The organism is Amycolatopsis sp. NPDC114503 (assembly GCF_055633655.1).
The window spans coordinates 147,769-169,035 of the sequence record NZ_JBVKDT010000015.1 but is presented as its reverse complement, the minus strand read 5'-3'; the positions used below and the strand labels follow the sequence as shown (position 1 = coordinate 169,035).

General features: G+C 69.6%; 16 protein-coding genes, 1 tRNA gene and 1 pseudogene. 7 read left to right on the top strand and 11 right to left on the bottom strand.

The window, feature by feature from the left end; translation table 11 throughout:
- Positions 1–95 precede the first annotated feature (95 nt).
- The 5 genes from ACZ7OI_RS42110 to ACZ7OI_RS42090 form a co-directional block, all read right to left on the bottom strand.
- Positions 96–563, bottom strand: coding sequence for a hypothetical protein (locus ACZ7OI_RS42110; RefSeq protein WP_470269717.1), 468 nt, complete (start codon positions 561–563; stop codon positions 96–98).
- A 160-nt stretch (positions 564–723) separates the two neighbouring features.
- Positions 724–1,581, bottom strand: a complete 858-nt coding sequence (locus ACZ7OI_RS42105; protein WP_470269716.1) for a G1 family glutamic endopeptidase — start codon at positions 1,579–1,581, stop codon at positions 724–726.
- Between the two features lie 164 nt (positions 1,582–1,745).
- Positions 1,746–2,027, bottom strand: a complete 282-nt coding sequence (locus ACZ7OI_RS42100; protein WP_470269715.1) for a hypothetical protein — start codon at positions 2,025–2,027, stop codon at positions 1,746–1,748.
- Between the two features lie 355 nt (positions 2,028–2,382).
- Positions 2,383–3,396 carry an LLM class flavin-dependent oxidoreductase gene (locus tag ACZ7OI_RS42095; RefSeq protein ID WP_470269714.1) on the bottom strand — a complete coding sequence of 338 codons (1,014 nt, stop codon included), beginning with the start codon at positions 3,394–3,396 and terminating at the stop codon, positions 2,383–2,385.
- Positions 3,369–3,725, bottom strand: a complete 357-nt coding sequence (locus ACZ7OI_RS42090; protein ID WP_470269713.1) for a VOC family protein — start codon at positions 3,723–3,725, stop codon at positions 3,369–3,371. The genes ACZ7OI_RS42095 and ACZ7OI_RS42090 overlap by 28 nt, the downstream gene beginning before the upstream one ends.
- 59 nt (positions 3,726–3,784) lie before the next feature.
- On the opposite strand from ACZ7OI_RS42090, the gene ACZ7OI_RS42085 reads away from it, so the two are divergent.
- Together ACZ7OI_RS42085 and ACZ7OI_RS42080 are read left to right on the top strand one after the other, a co-directional pair.
- Positions 3,785–4,363, top strand: coding sequence for a TetR/AcrR family transcriptional regulator (locus ACZ7OI_RS42085; RefSeq protein ID WP_470269712.1), 579 nt, complete (start codon positions 3,785–3,787; stop codon positions 4,361–4,363).
- Positions 4,364–4,649: 286 nt separating this feature from the next.
- Positions 4,650–5,987, top strand: coding sequence for an outer membrane protein assembly factor BamB family protein (locus ACZ7OI_RS42080; protein ID WP_470269711.1), 1,338 nt, complete (start codon positions 4,650–4,652; stop codon positions 5,985–5,987).
- A 54-nt stretch (positions 5,988–6,041) separates the two neighbouring features.
- Here the strand turns inward: ACZ7OI_RS42080 and ACZ7OI_RS42075 are convergent, their stop codons facing one another.
- Positions 6,042–7,271 carry an MFS transporter gene (locus ACZ7OI_RS42075; protein WP_470269710.1) on the bottom strand — a complete coding sequence of 410 codons (1,230 nt, stop codon included), beginning with the start codon at positions 7,269–7,271 and terminating at the stop codon, positions 6,042–6,044.
- Positions 7,272–7,335: 64 nt separating this feature from the next.
- On the opposite strand from ACZ7OI_RS42075, the gene ACZ7OI_RS42070 reads away from it, so the two are divergent.
- Positions 7,336–8,508: a citrate/2-methylcitrate synthase gene (locus ACZ7OI_RS42070; protein ID WP_470269709.1), complete on the top strand. Its 1,173-nt coding sequence runs from the start codon at positions 7,336–7,338 to the stop codon at positions 8,506–8,508.
- A gap of 101 nt (positions 8,509–8,609) precedes the next feature.
- Here the strand turns inward: ACZ7OI_RS42070 and ACZ7OI_RS42065 are convergent, their stop codons facing one another.
- Both ACZ7OI_RS42065 and ACZ7OI_RS42060 read right to left on the bottom strand, forming a co-directional pair.
- A complete protein-coding gene (locus ACZ7OI_RS42065; protein ID WP_470269766.1) occupies positions 8,610–9,227 on the bottom strand; it encodes a DUF4291 domain-containing protein in 618 nt (205 codons plus the stop codon).
- A 108-nt stretch (positions 9,228–9,335) separates the two neighbouring features.
- Positions 9,336–9,506, bottom strand: a pseudogene (locus ACZ7OI_RS42060) (helix-turn-helix transcriptional regulator); the annotation flags it as partial.
- Between the two features lie 182 nt (positions 9,507–9,688).
- On the opposite strand from ACZ7OI_RS42060, the gene ACZ7OI_RS42055 reads away from it, so the two are divergent.
- Complete coding sequence (locus ACZ7OI_RS42055) at positions 9,689–10,183, top strand: hypothetical protein (protein WP_470269708.1); 495 nt, start codon at positions 9,689–9,691, stop codon at positions 10,181–10,183.
- Positions 10,184–11,481: 1,298 nt separating this feature from the next.
- On the opposite strand, the gene ACZ7OI_RS42050 is transcribed toward ACZ7OI_RS42055, so the two are convergent.
- The 3 genes from ACZ7OI_RS42050 to ACZ7OI_RS42040 form a co-directional block, all read right to left on the bottom strand.
- Positions 11,482–11,558, bottom strand: a tRNA-Arg gene (locus ACZ7OI_RS42050).
- A gap of 1,019 nt (positions 11,559–12,577) precedes the next feature.
- Positions 12,578–12,937 carry a peptidase inhibitor family I36 protein gene (locus ACZ7OI_RS42045; protein ID WP_470269765.1) on the bottom strand — a complete coding sequence of 120 codons (360 nt, stop codon included), beginning with the start codon at positions 12,935–12,937 and terminating at the stop codon, positions 12,578–12,580.
- Positions 12,938–13,198: 261 nt separating this feature from the next.
- Positions 13,199–14,239, bottom strand: a complete 1,041-nt coding sequence (locus ACZ7OI_RS42040; RefSeq protein WP_470269707.1) for a LacI family DNA-binding transcriptional regulator — start codon at positions 14,237–14,239, stop codon at positions 13,199–13,201.
- Positions 14,240–14,382: 143 nt separating this feature from the next.
- Between ACZ7OI_RS42040 and ACZ7OI_RS42035 the strand changes: the two genes are divergently transcribed.
- The 3 genes from ACZ7OI_RS42035 (at position 14,383) to ACZ7OI_RS42025 (ending at position 20,916) form a co-directional block, all read left to right on the top strand.
- Positions 14,383–16,401 (top strand): bifunctional copper resistance protein CopD/cytochrome c oxidase assembly protein, encoded by a 2,019-nt coding sequence (locus ACZ7OI_RS42035; RefSeq protein WP_470269706.1) that lies wholly within the window; start codon positions 14,383–14,385, stop codon positions 16,399–16,401.
- 102 nt (positions 16,402–16,503) lie between these two features.
- On the top strand, positions 16,504–18,180 hold the full coding sequence (gene ettA, locus ACZ7OI_RS42030) for an energy-dependent translational throttle protein EttA (protein ID WP_344283313.1): 1,677 nt from the start codon (positions 16,504–16,506) through the stop codon (positions 18,178–18,180).
- 18 nt (positions 18,181–18,198) lie between these two features.
- Entirely contained in the window at positions 18,199–20,916 is a 2,718-nt protein-coding gene (locus ACZ7OI_RS42025; RefSeq protein WP_470269705.1) for a hypothetical protein, read from the top strand.
- Positions 20,917–21,267 lie beyond the last annotated feature (351 nt).

The window sequence follows — 21,267 nt, the reverse complement described above, 5'->3', positions numbered from 1 at the left end:
GTTTTCGCCGCCGTGACACGCCATCGGGCGCCGACGCCGGCGGGTTTCGGGCCCGGCGGCGGTCTGGGCAACCAGCACGCCGCCGAACCGTGCGATCAGCGGTGAACTCGACTGCCGCCCTTGCCGCAACCCGGCGGTGCGACCGGAAGGTCGACGGCTCCGTCGACGACCTCCCCGGTCTTCTCGTTCTTCGCGTGTGCCGCCAGATGCGATTTCCCGCCGAGGTACCGCGTCATGCGGACCTCCCGGATCCCGCCCGGCTTCGAGGTTTCGTTCCCGGTGAAGAACGGTTTCCGGTTGTAGGCGAAGGCGATGTCCCAGACCTGCCCGGAAACCTGGGTCATGATCTCGAACTCCTCGCCGACGACCACCACTCCCTCCTGCGGGCCGTCGTCGTACATCGACTTGAGCGTGAACGGGGTGCCCTTCGTGCCGTGCCCCTTGGTCGCCGCCGGCGGTCCGCACGGGCGCTTCTGCACCGCGGCCGCGGGCAGGGACGGCAGGCTCGTCGCCAGCGCGGCGACGCTCGCGGCCACCACGGGCAGGACAACGTTTTTTCGCATCTCGCCGCCTTTCTCGTGTTCGCACAAGAGAAATCGAGGAAAGGGTTGGATTTCAGTCCATCCGACGTCGGCGGAAACGATTGTTGCCGAGCCGCGTTCCGGTGTCACGGTGACGCGGTCACCATGGCCGGACGAGCGCGGGGGAGCCCGCCACCCTTCGCTACTCGTGGACCCATACCGTGCTGAAGGACGCGCCGTGCGGTCCGAGAGCCGACGCGGTCTGCTTGAGGACACCGCTCGTCGGGCTTACTTGGTTGACATGTCCCAGGTCCCAATGGGTGTTGTCGAGGGCACCGACGTGCCCGCCGGTATCGGTCACGGAAACCTGGTCGTATCTCACAGCCCCGTAGTCGGGCAGGAAGAACACTCCGTCGCCGGCGTTTCCGCCGAGCGGGGTCTCGGTGATCACCTCGGCGTTGACCCGGGGGCAGCCGCCCATCTCCGGATAGCAGGGCTGGACCTGAATCAACGTCTGCCCGGTCGACTGGTCCTTGACGACGATGCGGAACTTCTTGGCCGCGGTTTCATAGGTGACGGTGGCGTCGATCAGGTCTCCCGGTTTGATCGGGTTCGCGAGCTGGATGTCGTTGTGCGGGAACATCTCCCACCAGAGCGCGTACTGCGCGATGCCGTTCACGCAGCGTGCCGAGGAACCGCCTTGCTCGACCACGTCGTTCCACCAGCCGTCCATGCCCACCCAGGAGACGACCCAGGCGTCCTTGGCGGCCGGGCAGGTGATCCTGGGCTGGATCCAGCGCGCGTGCACGGACCGGAAATCGGTCGTGTGAGCCGCGTTGGTGGTGAAGTAGCCCGACCAGTTCCGCGAGGTGAAGTTGGTGACCGTGGCAGTTCCGTGCGGCCGAACCCGCGGCCCGATCTGTGTCTGGTCCTTGGCCGAGGCCGCGTTGGCGGACAACGGTTTCGCGGGCAGGTGCGTCGCAGGCAGCGGAAGCAGCACTCCGGCGGCGAGCACCGTGATCGTTCTCGCCAGGGTTCTCAGCGGGCGGCTTGTCGGCACGGGATTCCTCCTGGTCGGCGGATTTCGTTGGTGCGCCAGGGGAGATGCCGCGGACTGCGGGGAAATCCGGACGGAAGGCCATGAATCCCGCCTCGGCGGCCAGGACCCCTTCCGGGGTGCGCTCACGCTTCGGCCGCGCCCGGGAACGGTGCCGGTTCCGCGGCTCAGTCGATCCGGTAGCGGTAGTAGTAATACCAACCGGCCGCTCCGCCGCCGCTCGGGCTGCGCGGGTCGCTGGTGTGGTATTCGCAGGGATAGGTCAGGAGATCCGGCGGGTCGTTCCGGTTCGCGCTCGAGGCGTCGCAGTTCGCCTTGACGCTGAACACACCCGCCCACGCGCCCCGATAGGTCGCCGCCGGGCCAGCTCCCGCGACGCCACCGGTGAAGACGAACAGGGCGGCCGTCGCCGCCGCCAGCGTCATCGAACGTTTTCGCGGACTTGTCATTGATCCGTCCCTTTTCGAGAGCCTTGATCGTCATTTCGAAAACGATCTCGGTTCAGCGGGAATTCGCGGTCCGTGGCCAGAGTCGCCCAGTTTGGCACGGTCGCGCCGGCCGGACTAGCGGCCAAAGGTCCCTGAACGGACCTGCTTGCCCCGCTTGTGCGCTGTTCGGCTGCGAGCGGCTCCATTCCGACGGGCGGTGCGCGGCGGCCTCGGCCAAGGCAAGTAAGCGCTGGCTGATACGGCAGACCTTATTTCGCAAGGAAATCTCCGTATCCCGGTCGAGGGGCGTACCTGTGGGACGACGCTTCAGCGGCGCACGCCGACAGCCTGGCCGGACCTGCCCGCCCCTGGCGGTTCACGGCGAGAGCAGCGCCTCGGCGTACGCGGCGAGTTCCGCCGTCACGTCGGGCCCGGCGGGGACGTAAACGATCTCCGTCACCCCGGCCGCTGCCGCTTGGTCCGCCTTGTCCCGCAGCTGAGCCGGGGTGCCGGTCCAGCCCGGGGTGAGCAGCGCCGGGCCCGCGGCGGCGGCCAAACGGCGGTCCCGGGCGGTCAACGTGGTCAGATGGCCCTGATGGACGTCGAGGTGCCGTTCCGGCTCCGGCCGGGCGGCCTCGATCTCGGTGCGCCAGCCCTGCCCGCCGGGCAGTTCGTCGACCGCGGCCGGATCGCTTTCCCAGACGGCGTGGACGATGCTGGCCCAGCCGGGCCCGGCGGCCTCGACGACGCGCGGAGCGGCGTGATCCTCGCCCGGCCGCAGCACGGTGCCGAAGCGCAGCAGGGCGCATTCGGGCCAAGGCCTGCCGGGCAAGCCCGTCGTCAGCACGCCGGGGACCTCGAGCCCGGCGGCGGCCTCGGCGGCTCGCGGCCCCGACGCGGCCAGCCAGACCGGGACGTCCACCGGCCGGGCGGGCCCGAAACCCGGCAACTGCCGCATCTGGCAAGGTTTCCCGTCGATCTCCACGACGTCGCCGGCGAGCAGCGACCGCACCTGCCGCACCTCGCGGACGAGGCCGGCGACCCGGACCGGCCGCTGCCCGAGGGCGCGCCGGGCGGTGTGACCGGTCCCGAATGCCAAGGTCAGCCGCCCTGGCGCTGTTTCGGCCACCGCGGCGGCCGCGGCGGCGGTCACCATGGGATGGCGCAGGCCGGCGACGGCGACCCCGCTGCCCAGCCCGATCCGCTCGGTCGCCGCCGCGACCTGTGCCAGCGCGATCCACAGATCTCCGTGCAGTGCGGGCGAATCGAAGACCCACACCCGGTGATAGCCGAGCCGCTCGGCCTGGCGGGCCTGCTCGGCGATCGCGGCCGACGGCGGCAGCGCACACGACAAGCGCACGCTCAACCCCGCCGGTCCGCGGGCTGCCACAGCGCGAGCGTCGCGCCGCCGGGCTCGTCGACGACGGTCACCGAACCCGGCGGCAAATCGGTGCGCGGCTTGACGATCCGCCCTCCCAGCGCGACCGCGCGCCGGGCTGCGGCGTCCACATCGGACACCTGGACGTAGGGAATCCATTGCGGGCGCCGCGAATCGCCGTTGGGCAACGGGGTGAACCCGCCCCAGACGTCGTGGTCGTCGCCGAACATCGGCCCGGCGGGGGTGTCGGCGACCGTCCAGCCGAACAGTTCGGTGTAGAAGCGGCGCGAGGCCGCCAGGTCGGCGGTCCGGACGTCGTGGAACACAAATTTTTGGGACATGTGTCCTGACTTTAGGCCATGTGTCCCAAAGTGGCAACGGAGAAGGTAGATTCACCGGGGTGACACCGAACAGGCCTGTGATCGAAGCCAACCGGCGCGGCAAGCGCGAGCAGATCATCGACGCCGCGAGGCAGGTGCTGGCCCGTGACGGGCTCGCGGCCTGTACGGCGCGCGCGGTCGCCGACGCGAGCCCGCTGAGCAAGAGCGCAGTGCACTACTACTTCGACGAGATCCACGACGTCGTGGACATCGCGATGCGAGAACACGTGACGGCGATGACGGCCGAGCTGCGCCGGGCCGCCGACGGCGAGTCCGATCCTGCCGAGAAGCTGCGCGCGGTCGTGCGGGCTTACCTGGCCACGTTCGCCGACCGGCCCCACGCTGCGTTCTTGTGGTTCGAATACTGGATCGACACCGGCCGTCGGCAGTCGTCCGAGGCGGTCGCTGTCACACTGGACGAGATGGGTGCCCTGTTCGGGGAACTCCTCGCGCGACTGCCGGTCGACGACCCCGAGGACGCGACTCACGCGCTGCTGTCCTGGTTGCTGGGAACCGTTGTGCAGCAACAGATCCGGCCGCGTCCGGTGGCGCGGCTCCTCCGGGAGCTGGGCTCCGTCCTCGGAATGGGCGCCGCGTGAAGGCGAGGCGTCGGCCGGAGTCGGGAGCGTCCGCGCTGGGCGGATTGCCGGGAAGGCGCCGATCGCTGCCCGAACGCGAACGGTGAAGTCCGGCATGCGTTCCGCGCGCGCCGCCCGGGATTGTTCTGTCGTGGTCGAGGCACAGGTGAAACGGCGGTTCGGGGCGAACGGCCTTGCCGGTTAGCCTGGACGGCCCGCGTCGCTCGACGCTGTCGCGCGCGGGAGCCGCGCGGGATACTGCGGTGCCAGTGGAGTCATCGGCCCCCTCTTCGGGAAGTGGTGCGTGATGAACGAATCTGGCTTCCGCGCGGCGATCGCAAGCGCAGCCGCCGTGCTGATCATCAGCTCTCCGGCACCGGCGTCAGCCGCCGGTCACCTCCAGCAAACCGCCGCGAGCGACTGGCCGACCTATCACCGCGACAACGCGCGTACCGGCGACGCCGCCGATCTCGCCCCGCTCGGCACGCTAGGCACGGCTTGGCAGTCTGCTTTGGACGGTGCGGTGTACGGTCAGCCGCTGGTGGTCGGCGGCCAGATCCTGGCCGCCACGGAGAACAACACCGTGTACGCGCTCGACCCGGCCACCGGCGCGACCCGCTGGTCCGCCCACATCGGCGAGCCGGCGCGCCGGTCCGAGCTGCCGTGCGGGAACATCGACCCGCTCGGCATCACCAGCACCATGGTGTACGACCAGGCCACGTCGCGGGTTTACGCACTGGCCGAACTCACCGGCGGGCAACACGTGCTGGTCGGGGTGAACGCGAACACCGGTGCGGTGGAGGTGCGCACGCCGCTGGAGCCGCCGAAAGGCGACCCGGTGGCACACCAGCAGCGAGCGGCGCTGACCCTGTTCGACGGCAGGGTGTATGTGCCCTACGGCGGATTGGCCGGCGACTGCGCCAACTACATCGGCTCAGTGGCGTCGGTGACCACCGCCGGCACCGACCCGATCAGCTACGCCGTGCCGACCACCCGGGAAGCCGGGATCTGGGCCCCGGGCGGCGGCGTCGTCGACGGGCAGCGGCTGCTCTACTCGGTGGGCAACGGCGAATCCACCATGACTTACGACGACAGCGATTCCGTGCTGGCCCTGTCGCCCGCCCTGGAGCGGGTGGACCTGTTCGCCCCGGACACCTGGGCCGACGACAACGCACAGGACCTCGATCTCGGGTCGTCCAGCCCGACCCTGCTCGGCGATCACGTGATCGCGGTCGGCAAACGGGGAACCGGGTACGTGCTGAGCCACGACAAGCTCGGCGGCATCGGCGGTCAATTGGCCCAGGCCGACATCTGCCAGTCCTTCGGCGGCAGCGCGACCAGCGGAGACACCGCGTACCTGCCCTGTACCGACGGCCCGGCCGCAGTGCGCGTCGACGCGAACGGCACCCCCACCGTGGTCTGGCGCGCCGCGGTCTCCGCGAACGGCTCCCCGACCGTGGGCGGCGGCGCCGTGTGGGTGGTGGACTACAACACCGGCGACCTGTACGCACTGTCCCCGGCCGACGGCACGGTGCGGAGTCAGATCAACCTGGGCACCGTCCCGCACTTCGCGTCTCCCACGCTGTCTGGCGACCACGCGTACGTGGGCACGATGACCGGCGTGGTGGCGGTCTCCGGCGCCTGACCCGAGGCGAATCGCAACGACGCATTGCTCACTTTCTGCCGCGCCGCATCGATCTCACGATGCGGCGCGGCGGCCGTGCGCAGCGAGGCTTTCGCGAGTGGGGACAAGGGCGATGGTGGCAGCAGTGAGAGCCGCCGCCGCACCGAGCAGGATCTGACTGCTGACGGTGTTGTGGAATGTGGTGGCTGCAAGGCTCCCGAGCGGTGTGGCTCCGTAGGTCAGGGCTCGAAAGACGCCGAGGACTTGGGCTCGTTGTCCAGGGCTGGTGGCGAGTTGACGCAGGTTCATCGCCTGGACGGCCCACATTGCCCCAAATGCGCTTCCCACGACCATTACCGGTGCTATCAGCCAGGGAGAGCGCAGCAATGGGCTGAGAAACAGCAAAGCCCAGCCAACCCTGGTGAGCCGCATGGTGACGACCGCTCCGAATAGCCGTTCGGCCCGGCCGGTGAGGCAAGCCCCAGCTCCTGCTCCGGCACCGACGAGACCCGTGAGCACCCCGTAAGTCGCCGGGGTGAGGCCCAGGCCGGTGTCGGAATTGGCGTACACGGCAAAGACGGTCAGATAGATGCCGTTGCCGATGCTCGTGAGGCAGCTGATGGCGATCGCGGCTTTGAGGATCTGATTTCGGCCCACGACCCGCAGTCCACTCCGGAAGTCGACCTTGCCCCGGGCTTTACGACGTTGGGGCCACGGCTGCCGTACCGCGGCGATGCACAACGTCGATACCCCGCAGAGCACGCCGGAGAGCAGCGACGGTGCCGATGGCCAGAGCGCGAAGGTAAGTCCGGCGATCGGAGGCCCGAGGAACTGGTAGAAGACCCGAGTCGACACCGACAGCGCACCGTTCGCATCCGAAAGCCGGCCGCGGTCGACGATTTCGGGGACAAGTGCTTCCGCCGCACCGTCGACGAAAGTCTGGAGCACTCCCGAAATAAAGACAGCGACGACGAGAATAACGGCGGAAATGTGTCCAGCGACGCCGACTGCGAGCATTGTCCCCGCGCGGGCGAGATTGGCGATCTGGACCACGCGGTGCCCGTCCATGCGGTCCACGACGATTCCCACGGGGATGGCCGCGACAAGCCACGGAATAGTCGCCAGGGTGAGCAGAAGTCCGACAATCGCAGGGCTTCCCAACGTGTGGATGGCGAGGAGCGTCGCGCCGACGAGGAAGATGCCGTTGCCGGTGTCGGAGAGCGCGGTCGAACACCACAAGCCAAGGTAACGCGGCCCGAGCCCGCCCCTGCGCGCCTGTCGCGCGCCCCGGTTCGAAGTGGCCATGCACCGACTCTGACCTGCGATAATCAACGTTGTCAACGTTGATTGAGTGCACTATGGTCCGGGTATGGGCGGCGAGTGGATGACCGCGGCCGAGGCCGCGGATCGGCTGGGCGTCACCGTGCGCACCCTCTACGCCTATGCGAGCCGGGGTGTCCTGACCGCGTGGCCTGTGCGCGGTGGCGGCGGCCGTCGATCCCGGTACGAACGAGCACAAGTCGAGGCACTCGCCGCCCGGACAGCGAAACGAGCACGAGCCGGTCAGGTCGAGATCCGCGTCGAGACCGCCGTCACCGATCTGAGTCCGACGGGCGCGCTGGCTTTTCGCGGCTACCCGATCGAGGACCTGCTGGACCAGAATTTCGAGAACGTCGCGGAGCTGCTCTGGACCGCGGATCTGCCCTCCGGCCCGGTTTCCTGGCCGAGCCCGAATCGGCCGGAGATCACCCGCGTGCTCGCCGCACTTCCCGAGACCGCAGGGGCGCTCGACCGGATGAGCACGGTCGTATCGGTCCTGGGCATGGTGGATCCGGCTCGACACGACCTCGGACCGGGCGCTGCCGCCAACGTCGGCAGGCGACTCCTCCCGGCCATGGCCTCAGCGATCTCGTCGCACCCGGATCCGCACCCGGCACCAGGATCGGTCGCCGACAGCCTCACCCGCAACGACCCCCTTCCCTCCGCGCCGGTCGACCTGGCCCTGTCCCTGCTGGCCGATCACGAACTAGCCGCGTCCACCTTCGCCTCCCGGGTCGCCGCCGCCACCGGCGCGGATCCCTATGCCGTCGTGGACATCGGAATCCAGACCATGAGAGCGATCGACCACGGCGGAACCGCCCGCGACGTCCACCGAATGCTGGACGGAATGTCCACTGTGGAGCCGGACGATCGACCCGCGGCTGCGCTACCCGGGTTCGGACACCCGGTTTACACCGACTTCGACCCTCGGGCCCCGCATCTGCTGGCCGCTCTTGAGCGCGCCCACGAGGGAAGCGCCCGCCTGGACCTCGTACGGGCAGTGCTGGAATCGGCGACCAGACGCGGCCTTCCGAAACCCAACATCGACTTCGCGCTCGGAGCCCTGACTTGGCTCCACAGCTGGCCCGAGGACGCTTCGCTGGGTTTGGTAGTCGTGGCCAGGACAGCAGGCTGGCTCGCCCATGCGGCGGAAGCTTATGAGCGGCCGTCGCGGATACGGCCCCGCGCTGTCTACATTGGACCGCGACGTCGTCGTCGCTGAAACCTGGGGTGTGTCGCGCGCTCGGACGCCGAAGTCACGGGCTGGCCGACAGCTCTAGGCGCTCTGGGCTGGTCGTGGCCAGCTAATGCCGGCGAGGCCATTCATCCGGGCAATTCGCTGGGCTGAGGCTCGCTGGCGCCGATGAGACCGAGAACAGGCGCGGGCAAGGGATAGATCCGTTCGATCGGCAGTTCTTCCTGGGCGGCGTCAAGATCGCCGGAGCTGACAGAGCGGTGGATCCGGGTGGCGAGCGGGGTGATGTCCGTGATCCTGGTGATCCACTGTTCGAGGTAGCGGTCGACAGCCTCGCCGGACAGCCCGATCTGGATGGCGCGCCGGTTGAGCGGAGCGAGGGTTATCGACCGGTCGGGATCCCACTGGATGCGGACCGGGCTGATCCGCTTGCGCTCAGCCCACTGCTGCTGGCTGGCGTAGGTGGCGGGCTCGTAACTGCTGAGGGCGGCGTGAGCGAGTGCCCATTCGAAGCCGTCCCTGGTGAGCCGGATTTCCAGGATGCGTTCCTGGTCAGGTTTGGTCGCCCACCCGGACCGGTACATCATCCAGAGGAACGAGGGCTTGATCCAGGTCATCCGCTCGCGCTTGAACGGCGCCGCGAACGTCTGGGATTCGACTGCCACGTCGGCGATTTGCCGCGAGTATGCCTGGTAAACGGTGATGGTCTCGTCGGTGAAGCCGGCCCGTACGTCACGGCGCGGCATGCTTGACCGAGGCCTCGCCTGTGACGAAGCAAGGTATGACGATGATTGCGGCGCGTTCGTTGCCCCGGCTGCCCCGCTGCCCGTGACGAGCTGACCGGCAGTCGTGTCGAGGGCCTCGGCGAGGAGGGCGACCGCTTCGCGACTCGGTATCTCCTCGCCCTTTTCGTAGCTGTTGACCTGGCTGACGTCGGCTGTGATTTTCTCTGCGAGCTCAGCTTGGGTCAGGCCAGCCTGGGTTCGCAGGTCGCGAAGCTGGTTGGGAATGAACTGACCAGACACGTGGCTTCCTCCGTGGTCGTAACGTGAGCCTCATTGTGCCTCGCTGACAATGGCTGTGTCGCTTGAAAATTGGCTCTCGTCTGCCGTTCGGCTCGAAGGGGGAGCGGCGATGCTGGAGCGGTTGGGCATCTTGATTGTGGGAACATGGTGGCTCGTTGCGCTGGTGTTCCGGGAGATCGCTGATGCTTGAAGAGACGTTTGCGCGCGATCTGCGGAAGTTCGCGCAGGGGTTAGGGCTCGAAGCGAGTTCATTCGAAAGCGGACACGCCCGCTGGGATGTGTATCGCCGAGCTATGCGGCTTGACGCCGGGATCGATCAGCTGATCGCATTGATCAGCCGCGAGCCAGACGAGGCTATCGCGACTTCGGTTGTCTTGAATGTGCTGGAGCAAGGCCCAGGGTCGCTTCGCGAGATAGCGGTAGGCGTACTTCCTGCCGGTGCTTCACAAGATCTCGCCAGGGCGAGAATGGTGGATCTGTCGGTACTTGAGGAGCTGGTTTCGGGATCGAGCGACACTGTTGAACCGAGCTTGGTGGAAAACTGGTCGCAGTGGCTGCAGTTGCGTGCCGCGAAACTTTCTTCTTATCGGCAAGTGCTCGAATATCTGGCTTCCGCGGGGGCGACGAAGCGAATCAGGCGAGAGGCGCTGGCTCGTGCGAAGGAAATACGCGACTGAGGCCAGCGCTGCTCGCGCGAAAGCTCCTCGGGACAAGGACGTCGGCTTCCTTCTTCTACAGACGCTGGCGACAGGGCTCTGCGAACATCTTCCAGGCAGCAGGACCCGACCGCGCTGAAGCTGCGATGGCTGCCTCACCGCTTCAGGGTTCCGCGCGGCGGCTACCACGGCCAGGTCTGGTTTGCCGTCCCTCCCGCTCGGGTTCGGCAGGGTCAGGGTGTCTTCGTTCGAAGTCCTCGTGGCGAAGCGGTCGCCGGTGACCATTGCCTCGAACGTGCTCGAGCATGCTGGAGGTCGCTCAGGAAGCTGTGTCGGATTGCGTCGTTGACGTCGGTGTTCCAAGCGGGGCTGACGCGTTGTCCGGGGCGATGTCGGCCTGGTACCTCGAGGCGCAGGACTTGCCCAGCGCATTCGCGCACGCCTCGGCCGTGCCGCTGATGGGGCGACGTTCGCTGGTGCCTGTCGCGTCGGGCGTCGTCTGGATAGTTCGGTGTGGACTTTGGCTGGTGAAGATGCATGCCCGAGACCTCGAACCAGGCTTGGCCAGGGTGCCTTTGCCTTGGCCGGGCCCTGCGCAGGATTCGGGCGGGTTCGGGCACACGGCAGACGGAGGTCCGTGAGGCCTGTCCGTGGTCCCCGAGGTGGCATCGGGTGTCCGGCTGGCTGGCAGGCACCTCGCCGAGGCTGCGAACCCTCGCCGGGGCTCGAAGCAAACGGTTCTGTTTTGGTCGGCGACTAGGCGGCTTCGTCGGATGCCACGGCCTCTGTGGACGGTCGGCGCGGTGGCCTTGTCGGCCGGCGGGCGAGGTCGATGCCGAGTGCGAGTTGCTGTGACGGCGGGCGTCTTCGTCGGCGTGCCCGGGGCGGCTGGTGTGTTGGCGCGATGGCCGAGGGTGCTGCCTCGGCAGTGGGTGGGGCTGCGGTTGGTGGCGGGGCGCTTGCTGTCGGTGAGCCTGGATGCCGGGCGAGGTGGTGGAGTTTGCGCAGGTGCCGTTGGACGAGTCCGGCACGGCGGGCTTCCTCGAAGAGGGCTCGGGCGGCTCCGTTCTGTGCCCGTCGGCCGGGCTGGCGGGGGTGAGGCATGGTTGTCCCAGGGAGAGTGCGGGCAGAGGAAAGATCACATGTGTGTCTCGGCCCGGCCGGGGAGCGAAGACGGCGGGTCGTGAGGGACGGGCTGCCAGCGGCGTGCGCGGCCGGCCCGATGGGGTCCCGGCGGGAGCTGAACCTGCGAGCTGGAGGATGCGCTGTCTCTTGCTCGGGCAACGCTGTGCTTGTCGTTCGCACAGCGTTGCCCCTGGTGGTGCCCCCGGCAGGACTCGAACCTGCGACCTAGAGATTAGAAGGCTCTTGCTCTATCCAGCTGAGCTACGAGGGCCCGGGTGGCCGACAGCTGCTGACCTCCAGCATGGGCAGCTTAGTCATCGCCAATCTCTCGATCGTTCGACACCGTCGAATCGTTTCAGCTTCCGTTCGTCGGTTTTGCGGCGCCTTGGGGGCGGAATGCCACAGCGCGCGACGGTTCCGGCACGCACCGCTCGGGAGAGCGGCCTGGTGCGGCTGGTGGGCGGCGGTTTGTGCAGCTTGGGCACCTGGATCTCCTGTCCGGGGCGGCGGGCGCGACGGGGGTTCGGGGCTGAGGGCTGGTGGAGACTGTGGCGATCTTGTGATGTAGGACGTCTGGCCGGGCGGGTGAGGGTTGGGCGGTTCGGCGGTTGTGGTCAGGGGTCGAGGTGCCAGGTCAGCGGCAGGGCCGAACCACTTTCGGGTGTGGTCCGGCGAGCGGCCGGCCATTGCGGATCGGGGGCAGGCCGGTGCGTGAACCTGGCGCACGACGGGCGCGCGGCGGCGGAACACCGGCCAACCAAGACGGAACCCCAGGCCTGCCGCGACGGATCCGCAGGACTTCCGCGATGGATCCGCACGCCCTCGGCGCCGGAAGCCGGGCCTGCCACGACGGAACCCAGGCCAACCATGACGAAACCCAAGGCCTGCCGCGACGGAAGCCCACGTCCACCGCGACGGAAACCCCGGGCCTACCACGACGGAACCCAAGCCTTTCGCGACGAACCCCAGGCCCGCCATGACGGAACCCAAGCCTTTCGCGACGGAACCCCAGGCCCGCCGCGACGGAACCGCGGGCCTTCCGCAACGAACCCCAGGCCTGCCACAACTGAACCCCAGCTCTCCCAAGACGGAACCCCAGGCCTCGCCTCCCGCTCCCAGGTCGGGGCCGGGAGCGGGAGGCGAGGGGTCAGGGGCCCGTGGGCGCGGGTCTTGCGGGCTGCGCGCCCACGGGCCGGGGGCCGCTCGGGGGTGCGGCCCCCGGGCCGGCGAACTTCGGCTGCGAGTCGACTCGGCCTGGAGCTCGCCTTGTTCGCCTGGCCCGGTCTCGGGTTATTCCCACACTTTCAGGGCACGCACCGCGAACGGGGACTGCGGAACGTACGTCCCGCCGCCCGGATAGGTGATGAAATCGCCCTCGGTGGAACAGTCCGCTCCTTGGTAGATCGTGACGTCGCGGGTCATCCGGTTGACGAAGGAATGCCCTTGGAATCCCTCGGGCAGGGGAATGCAATCACCCGGATTTGCCGTGCGCAGGTCGTAACTCTGTGCCCCTCCGGAATACGTTTCGCTGTCCCACAGGCAGAACTCTCCCGCGGTGCAAGCAGGACCCGGGGGAGCGGCCGGAGCGGCTTGGGCCAGGCCGGAACCGGTCAGGAGGCCCGCGGTGACCAGCAGCAACACTCCGGGCAGGCGGGACGGGGCGGCGGCGGGCCAGGAGCGGCGGCCCGGGAACGGCAGGGTCGGCAGCAGGCGTCGGAACATCGTGGGAACTCCCCCTCAATCGAAAGCGGCGCCGGGCGAAGCGGCCGGCGGTATCCCGGGAAACCGGGCGTGTTCTCCACCTTGGCGGGTTCCGTGCGGTTTGTCTGCCCGCATTCCTACGTCTGTGGACAAGTAGTTTCCCTTCACTCGGACGAGACCTAGTTGTCCACAGATCGCCGAGCGGTCTTGCTAAATCGCCGCGGTGCTTTCGCGGACTGCCAGCGACACCGGGAGTACGACCGGAGGCGGGACGGGGGAAGCAGCGAGGAGAGCCATCACCAGTTCTCCGGCGACGCGGCCTTTGCCCGCGAGGTCTTGGCGGACGGTGGTGAGGGGTGGTTCAGACCACGCGGCCTGCGGGGTGTCGTCGAAGCCGACGATCGACACATCGGCCGGGACGCGCAGGCCCAGCCGGTGGGCGGCGGCGATCGCGGCGAAGGCGAGCTGGTCGGACATGCAGAGCAGGGCGGTCGGCCGTACAGGGGCGGTGAGCAGGTCGGTGGCGGCGGCGCGGGCGGTCGAGGCGGACAGCCACGGGGCTTCGGTGATGGAAATGTCGGTGACGCCGGCGGCGGCCAGGCTGTCGAGATATCCGGCGAGGCGCTCCCGGGTGCCGTGGAAGGGGCTGGTGGCCGCGGAAAGCCGTGGCGCGGCCAGGATTCCGAAGCGGCGATGTCCCAGCTCCACTAAATGGCGTGCGGCCAACGACGCGCCGCCGCGGTCGTCGCAGCCGACTCGGGCGGTGTCCGGCAGCGGTGGCTGGTCGATGACCACCAGCGGCAAACCCCGTGCCCGCACGGCTTCCAGACCCGGTGTGCCGTCGGCGAGGGAGTACGCCACGGCGATATCCGCTTGTGCGGCCAGGACTCGCGACGCCGGCGGTCCCTCCTGGGCTTCGCGGCCGGGCAAGAGCAGCAGCGCGTTGCCGGTGGGTTCTATGGTTTTCGCAAGCGCGTCCAAGGTGATCGACAGCGCGGGGTCGGAGAAGGCCGCCGACAACGACGAATCGAGCAGGAACGCGATCGCGCCGGTGCGGCTCGTGGCGAGACTGCGGGCAGTCGGGTTCGGGCCGGGGTAACCGAGTTCACCCGCCACGCGCAGAATCTGCTCCCGCAACTGCGCGGACAGCTGGTCAGGCCGGTTGTAGGCGTTGGACACAGTGGCGCGCGACACCCCGACCGCCTCCGCGACGTCGTCCAGCGTCGGGCGGCGGCGACGGCTGCTGGTCATCGGCGGAGCATAGAGGAAAGCCTTGCCGCGCACCGGGTTCCGCCCGGCGACCCGGCTCGACCAGCGCAAACACCGCAAGCGAGCGTTCCGGTGCGAAACCCACCCCGGTGCCGCCCCGCGCGCGACCGGCCTAGTCTCGTAGCGTGAGCTCGGAACCTGTGACGAAACCCGCCCCGAACCGCGGACGCAAGACGAGTGTGCTCCCGCTGCTTTCGGTCGGAGTCGTGCTCGGCGCGGTCGTCGCGGTCGGGCTCGTCGCGCTCACCGGCGGCGCGGGCTACGTCATCGCCGGGCTGCCGGACCCCGGGCTCGTCACGCGGTACGGCGTCACGGTGGTCCGCGTGCTCGCCGAGGCGTCGTCGGTCGTGTGCGTCGGCGCCTTGCTGCTGGCCGCTTTCCTCGTGCCGCCACAGAAATCCGGGACGCTCGCGCCCGAGGGGTACGCCGCGGTCCGCACCGCGGGAATCGCCGCGTGGGTGTGGTTCGCGGCCTCGATCCTGTCGGTCGCCTTCACCGCCGCGGACAGCGCGGGCAAGCCGTTCGGCGACGTCCTTTCCCCGGACACCCTGCTGAGCCTCGTCAGCGCGATCGAACAGCCCAAGGCCTGGCTGTGGACGGCTCTGATCGCGATCCTGCTCGCCCTCGGCTGCCGCCTGGTGCTCAGCTGGGGCTGGACGGCGGTGCTGTTCTTCCTGGCCGTCGCCGGCCTCGTCCCGGTCGCGGTCACCGGGCACTCGGCCAGCGGCGGCTCGCACGACCTGGCCACCAACAGCCTGCTGTACCACCTCGTCGCGGCCGCGCTGTGGGTCGGCGGGCTGCTGGCCGTGCTCGCGCTCGGCTGGCGCCGCGGCAAGAACCTCAGCCTCGCCGCGCAGCGGTTCTCCAAGCTCGCCCTGGTCTGCTGGGTCGTGATGGCGGTGTCCGGCATCGTCAACGCGCTGGTCCGGATCAACCTCGGCGACCTGTTCACCACCGACTACGGCCTGCTCGTCGTCGCCAAGATCGTCGCCCTGCTGCTGCTCGGCGTCTTCGGCCAGCAGCAGCGCAGCCGCGGCGTCGCGAACCTGGTCGACGGCAAGGGCGGCAGCCAGCTGCTTAGGCTCGCCGCCGTCGAAGTGCTGATCATGTTCGTCACCATCGGCATCGCGTCCGGCCTCGCCCGCACGCCACCGCCGCCGGACGCGGTCACCCAGCCGGGCACCGTCGAACTCCTCATCGGCTACGACCTCCAGGGCCCGCCGACGTTCTGGCGGCTGCTCACCGACTGGCGGTTCGACCTCGTCTACGGAACCCTCGCGATCGTTCTCGCCGGTCTCTACCTCCTCGGCGTGCGGCGGCTGCGCAAGCGCGGCGACACCTGGCCGGTCGGCCGGACCGTCGCGTGGCTCGCCGGCTGCCTGGTGATCCTGCTGGCCACGTCGTCGGGCATCGGCCGGTACGCGCCCGCGATGTTCAGCGTGCACATGGGCACGCACATGCTGATGTCGATGGTCGCGCCGGTGCTGCTGGTGCTGGGCGGCCCGGTGACACTCGCCCTGCGCGCGCTGTCCCCGGCCGGCCGCGACGCGCCTCCGGGACCGCGCGAATGGCTGCTGGCCGCCGTGCACTCGCCGGTGTCGCGGTTCCTGACGAACCCGATCGTCGCGCTGCTGCTGTTCGTCGGGTCCTTCTACGGACTGTATTTCTCCGGCCTCTTCGACAACGCGCTCAACTACCACTGGGCGCACCTGGCGATGAACGCGCACTTCCTGCTCGTCGGCTACGTCTTCTACTGGCCGGTGATCGGCGTCGACCCCGCGCCGCGGCGGCTGCCGCCGGTCGGCAAGCTCGGGATGATGTTCGGCGCGATGCCGTTCCACGCGTTCTTCGGCGTGATCCTGATGAACATGCAGACCGTGATCGGCCGCGAGTTCTACACGTCGCTGAAGCTGCCGTGGGTCGGCGACCTGCTGACCGACCAGCGGCTCGGCGGCGGCATCGCGTGGGCCTCGGGCGAGGTGCCGGTGCTGCTCGTGCTGATCGCGCTGCTGGTGCAGTGGGCGCGCCAGGACGAGCGCGAGGCGAAGCGGCGCGACCGGCGCGAGGAGAACACCGGCGGCGAGGAACTCGCTGCCTACAACGCGATGCTGAAGAACCTCGCCGACGGTAAACGGGCGGATTGACGCACCGGATTTGATGTCACCGGAGTGACCTCGACCTGACCCTCGGTAGCACGGTGGTGACCGCCGTCAGGCCGCCGGAGGAGCCACTCTACGATCGATGGCATGGCCGAGTTCATCTACACCATGAAGAAGGTGCGCAAGACCGTCGGGGACAAGGTGATCCTCGACGACGTGAGCACCGCGTTCTACCCCGGAGCCAAGATCGGCGTCGTGGGTCCGAACGGCGCCGGCAAGTCGACCGTTCTCAAGATCATGGCGGGGATCGAGCAGGCCAGCAACGGCGAGGCTTTCCTGCAGCCGGGCGCGACCGTCGGCATCCTCATGCAGGAGCCGGAGCTGAACGAGGAGAAGACCGTTCGGCAGAACGTCGAGGAGGGCCTCGGCGAGACCAAGCAGAAGCTCGATCGCTACAACGAGATCGCCGAGCTGATGGCGACCGACTACAGCGACGCGCTGATGGAGGAGATGGGCCAGCTCCAGGAGGAGCTGGACCACGCCGACGCCTGGGAGCTCGACTCGACCGTCGAGCAGGCCATGGACGCCCTGCGCTGCCCGCCGCCGGACGAGCCGGTCACCCACCTCTCCGGCGGCGAGCGCCGCCGCGTCGCGCTGTGCAAGCTGCTGCTCTCCGCGCCCGACCTGCTGCTGCTCGACGAGCCCACCAACCACCTGGACGCCGAAAGCGTGCTGTGGCTGGAGCAGTTCCTCTCCAACTACAAGGGCGCCGTCCTGGCCGTCACCCACGACCGGTACTTCCTGGACAATGTCGCCGAGTGGATCATGGAGCTCGACCGCGGCCGCGTCGTCGGCTACGAGGGCAACTACTCCACGTACCTGGAGAAGAAGCGCGAGCGGCTCGAGGTCCAGGGCAAGAAGGACGCCAAGCTGGCCAAGCGGCTCAAGAGCGAGCTGGAGTGGGTGCGGTCCAACGCCAAGGCCCGCCAGACCAAGTCCCGTTCGCGGCTCGACCGCTACGAGGAGATGGCCGCGGAGGCGGACAAGCACCGCAAGCTCGACTTCGAGGAGATCCAGATCCCGCCGGGCCCGCGTCTGGGCAGCGTCGTGGTCGAGGTCGAGAAGCTGCGCAAGGGCTTCGACGACCGGGTGCTCATCGACGGGCTCTCGTTCGACCTGCCGCGCAACGGCATCGTCGGCGTGATCGGCCCGAACGGCGTCGGCAAGACGACGCTGTTCAAGACCATCGTCGGGCTCGAGGAGCCGGACGGCGGCTCGGTCAAGATCGGCGAGACGGTCAAACTGTCCTATGTGGACCAGAGCCGCGGCGGGATCGACCCGAAGAAGACCGTGTGGGAGGTCGTCTCGGACAAGCTCGACTACATCCACGTCGGGCAGACCGAAATGCCCTCGCGCGCTTACGTGAGCGCGTTCGGCTTCAAGGGCCCGGACCAGCAGAAGCCGGCCGGCGTCCTGTCCGGCGGCGAGCGCAACCGGCTCAACCTCGCGCTGACCCTCAAAGAGGGCGGGAACCTGATCCTGCTGGACGAGCCGACGAACGACCTGGACGTCGAAACGCTGGGCTCGCTGGAGAACGCGCTGGAGCAGTTCCCCGGCTGCGCGGTCGTGATTTCCCACGACCGGTGGTTCCTGGACCGGGTCGCGACGCACATCCTCGCCTGGGAAGGCACCGACGAAGACCCCGCGAAGTGGTTCTGGTTCGAGGGCAACTTCGAAGGCTACGAGAAGAACAAGGTCGAGCGCCTCGGCGCCGAAGCGGCTCGTCCGCACCGGGTCACCCACCGCAAGTTGAAGCGCGACTGACCGGCGCGGGGGTCCCGAGTGGAAACCAGCAGGCACAACCGGCCCAGCCCGTCCGCGACCGCGGACGGGCGGCCCGCCGTTGCCAGTGGCGGGACCCTCTCCGACCTCGGCCGGCTCATCGACCGGGCGGAATCGCTGCGCTTCCGGGCGCCTGAGCTGTCGCTGGTTCTCGGCGAGCGCTCGGCCGCGCTCGCGGAGACGGCGGGCGCGGACGGGCACTGGATCCGGGCGGAAGCGCTCGTGGTGTCCGCTCGCGTGCGGATCGGCAAGAGGACGTCCACGGTCGGCCGCGCGGTCGCGGCTTTGCGCGCGGCCGAACACGCCGGGTACTCCACGACGGCGGCGCGGCTGCGCGTCGACCTCGCGGTGTGCGCGCGCAGTCTCGGCGTCCCGCTGATGGGGCTGGCCGCGCTGCGGCCGGTGCTGTCGGAGGACGTGCCGCCGTCGCTGCGCGCGGAAGCGTTGTGCCACCTCGTCGGGTGCCTCGCCCAGTTCGGCCGGAAGGCGGAGCTGGACCGGGTGCTCGTCGAGGCGGACCGGCTGCTGGTGGCCGACGATTCGCTCGACGCGGACGACCGGCTGCTCATGCGGGCCTTGCTGCGCAACGGAACCGCGGCGCACCGGCGCCGCCACGGCGATCTCACCGCCGCCGCGGATGCCGCGCGGACCGGGCTCGGGTTCCTGGAGAAGATGGACCGTCCCGGCGACGACGGCGGTCTCGTCCGGATCCGGCTCGTGCTCCAGCTGGTGAGCACGCTGCTCGACCGCGGCGACGCCGACATGGCTTACGACATCGCCGAACCCGTGCTGCGGGAGCCGGTCCGCGCCGCCGGAGTCGCGCCCGCGGCCTGGCTGCGGCTGGCGGTCGCGACTCGCATTCATCTGCCTTCCGGCGCCGGTGACGCCGCTGCCGAGCTGGTGGGGGAGGCCGTCGCGGCCACCGACCGGCACGGGCTCGCGGCGGTCACCGCGCGGTTGTGGCTGGAGCTGGCGCAGATCGAGGAACGGTTCGGCAGCGCGGAAGAGGCCATCGGATGCCTGCACCGGGCGCGGGCCGCGGAACACGTGCACGCGCGGGCCCGGCGCCAGGCGTGCGGGCTGATCGCGGGCGAGCTGGGCGCGGAATCGGTGGCGTCGATGGATCTCGACGACGTCCTCGCCGCGTCCGCCCCGCGCGACGGTCGCCCGGTGTCGATGGAGGTCGAGCCGCGCGTCGCGGCCGAGGAGACCTCGGTGATGCCGGCGATCCGCGACGTCCCCGCCCAGCGGCCGGATCCGGTCGCGGCCCCGCTGCCGGTCGTTCCGGCGCAGGTCGAGGTGGCCGCGGAGCCGGTTTCGGCTTCGGCCTGGGCCGAGGATGCGGAGAAGAAGCCTGCGTGGTCGTTCCGGCGGGCCGCGGCGGAGGCCGAGGTCGAGCAGACGTCGGTGATGCCGGCGATCCGGGAACCGGCCGAGGAGGCTCCGCGGACTGGCGGACGTCGGCGGGCCGAGGACCGCAAGTCGCCGGTGCTGCCGGGGTGGGCGCGGCCGTTCGGGCGGAAGGGCGCGGAAGCTCCCGCGCCGCGGAAACGGGCGGCTGAGGATGTTCCGGTGCGGGCGGTTGCCGCTGAGGAACCGGTTGGCCAGGCGTCGGCCGGGGGTGGTCGCCGGGCGGAGGCTGCTGGGTCGCGGGACGCGTCGCGCGGAGCGGAGAGCGCGGGAGCCCGGCGAGCGGAAGGCGCGGCCGGGACTCGGGCTGCGGAGGAAGTGCGGGGTCGTCGGGCCGAGACGCCGCAACGGCCGGCTCGAGCCGCGGACGAGGCACCGGTTCGCCGTGCGGAGACATCGCGAGCCGCGGACGAGACACCGGTTCGCCGTGCGGAGACGTCGCGAGCCGCGGAGAACGCGAAGACGCAGGCTGTCGAAGACACGTCGGTTCGCTGGCCGGAGAAGCCGCGGGCCGCTGAGGAAGCGCCTGCGCGCCGGGAAGACGAGGACGCGCCCGTCCGTTCGTCGCGGGCGGCTGACGACACGAAAACGCCCTGGGCGCGGAAGGAAAGCCCTCGTCGCGCGGCGGAAGAAGCGCCAGCCGCGGCCGAGGAATCGCCGCGGTTCTCGCTGCGGATGCCGGATCTGTCGGACATCCTGCCGGAGCTGCCGCTCGCCCCGGCTCCCGCGGAAGAGGCTGCCGCGCCGTTGTGGGAAAGCGCCGAATGGGCGCAGGAGGAAGCGGCCCGCCGCGATTCGCGCGGACGCAAGACCCGGCACGACGCCGAACACGGCTCGGTCGCCGCGAAGTCCGTGCTGGACCGGCTGGGCATCACCGCGACCGGCGGAGGCGGGGGACGCCGCCGGGCCGACGAGGCAGGACGTCCCGAATCCGCCGTCGCGGAAACGGAAACCGCGGCGCAGGACAAGCCGGAGCTGGCTCCCGCGCCGCGTCCGGAGGAGCCGAAGCCGGCCGAGGAGCCCTGGCTGCCCCGGCTGCGGATGCCCCCGGCGCTGGACCCGCTGTCCGACATCGACGAGTGGACGCCGTCGGACCAGCCGTTCCCGGAGGGCTACGCGCGAGCCATTGCGTCGGACGAACCGCCGCCGGACGCAGGTCTCGCGGAACTGCTCGCCCGCGCCCTCGCCGAACACCAGGCAGGGACGGCGAGCGCGGCCGCGCTGGTGAAACGCCTCGGCCCGAACGACGAGCCGAAGCCGATCAACGGCCGGGCGACCGCGGACCGTCGCCACAACAACGGCGACTGACCAGCGCGTCGGAAAGTTGTTGCGCCGCAAGGATTCGGGGCGCAAGCGCTGGCTTGACCGGGCAGATTCCGCAGCGGGACAGGGGATTTGCGCCCCGACGCGGAGAATCACGGATCTCTGCCGGGGAGCAGCCATGCGGCCCGCGCTGGTGGCGGGAAACCGCATCGACGCGAAGAATCGCGTGGCTCTGGCTTCGAGAGGTCTGTGAGGGGAACCCTGACGGAATCAGATTCCCTCAGGGTTCCCCTCACAGACCTCTGCGGGGTTACTCCGCGGCGGAACGGAAAAGCTGCTGCGGGAGCACTCCGCAGCGGAGCGCAAATGCCTCTGCGGGAGTACTCCGCGGCAGAG